The organism is Sphingopyxis sp., assembly GCF_025869345.1.
Classification (GTDB): domain Bacteria; phylum Pseudomonadota; class Alphaproteobacteria; order Sphingomonadales; family Sphingomonadaceae; genus Sphingopyxis.
Genome location: NZ_JAOZVW010000078.1, coordinates 1 through 1,148, shown reverse-complemented (window position 1 = coordinate 1,148; position 1,148 = coordinate 1). Strand labels below are relative to the sequence as shown.

Annotated in this window: 2 protein-coding genes; both read left to right on the top strand. The window is 67.9% G+C overall.

Annotation, left to right across the window (positions count from 1 at the left end):
* Nucleotides 1-127: 127 nt before the first annotated feature.
* Nucleotides 128-505: a hypothetical protein gene (locus OJI97_RS08745; protein WP_297662694.1), complete on the top strand. Its 378-nt coding sequence runs from the start codon at nt 128-130 to the stop codon at nt 503-505.
* A gap of 77 nt (nt 506-582) precedes the next feature.
* The gene (locus OJI97_RS08740) at nt 583-1,011 is read left to right on the top strand and encodes a hypothetical protein (protein WP_297662692.1); all 429 of its coding nucleotides are present in this window, start codon (nt 583-585) and stop codon (nt 1,009-1,011) included.
* Nucleotides 1,012-1,148 lie beyond the last annotated feature (137 nt).

Here is a 1,148-nt window from a genome sequence, read left to right as displayed (position 1 = left end):
CCATAACGAGGCGACGGTAGGTGAGCCCGGACCCCGCGCGCGCTGTTTCGTCCCGGGACCCCGCTCAGGGCTCGGAATACCGCGAAGTACCATGCGATTCGGACCCTCGCTCGGGCAGGATTGGCCCATGTCGCTCACCTTCTCCACCCGGCAGGCGATCGCTCAGCTTCGTTTCGTCTGGCCCGGCGTCGTCGCCCGTCACAAGGAGTCCCTGACCACGGCTCTTGTGCAGGTCGATGAGGCCTTCGTCGATCGCTTCCTGGCTGACCACCCTCGCGCCGATGCCTGTTGCATTGCCCGCTGCGGGCGCCACGAGGTGATCCTGCGCGGCCTCTCGCGCCGCGAGCCGGTCGTCTACTGGGTCGAGGGACGTCTTCTCGGCCAGTATCGCGCCGTGGGAGCCAAGCGGCGTGAGATTGAGAGGGCCCGGAGTCTGGACGAGCGCGCTCTGCGTCAGCCCCGCGTGCATTCGGCTGCGTCGACGCGTCAGGCCGTCCTGACCTGAGCGGGAATCACCTGACGGCCGGGCAGCACCGCGCTATATCGACAAGAGAACCACCGCGAATGGCGAGGGCGGCGACGATGCGCATGGAGACCAGGTTCTATCTCGACGAGGCAGCCCTTCTTGATGCCTACGTCGAGCGCGTGGGGTGCGACAACCGGCGGGAGGCCCTGCGCCTCGCGGTCAATCGCGAGGCTGCGCGATGCAGCGATGGCCCGGCGCCGTCACGCCCTATCAGTGCCGCTCAGCGTGTGCTCAGTCGGCTGATCGGAGTGTTCAGGCACGCGCCGCTTCCGGCCGAGGCGCTTCGGCGGACGTTCGTACTCACGGACGAGTATCCCCCCGAGACCGCGGCGGCGATGGAACGAGTGCGCGTCCGTCGCTGCTGCCGTACGCGCTTCGCCGTGCCCCGCTTTGCGCTGATCGCCGACGCGGCGCGCCTTGGGCTCATCGACTCCCACGTATCGGCGCCGCGCGGTTTCGGCGTGGAGGTATATCAGCTCTCCTGAGCCCGGGCTCGGTCGCCAGCCTCCACGCGCCGTGGAACCAGGTGAGAACCACGCGATGCCACGGGGCGCGCATGCTATATTTGTCGCATCACGGGGGCGCAAGGTTTCGACTCCGGGATTCAGGTCAGTTGCTGCAG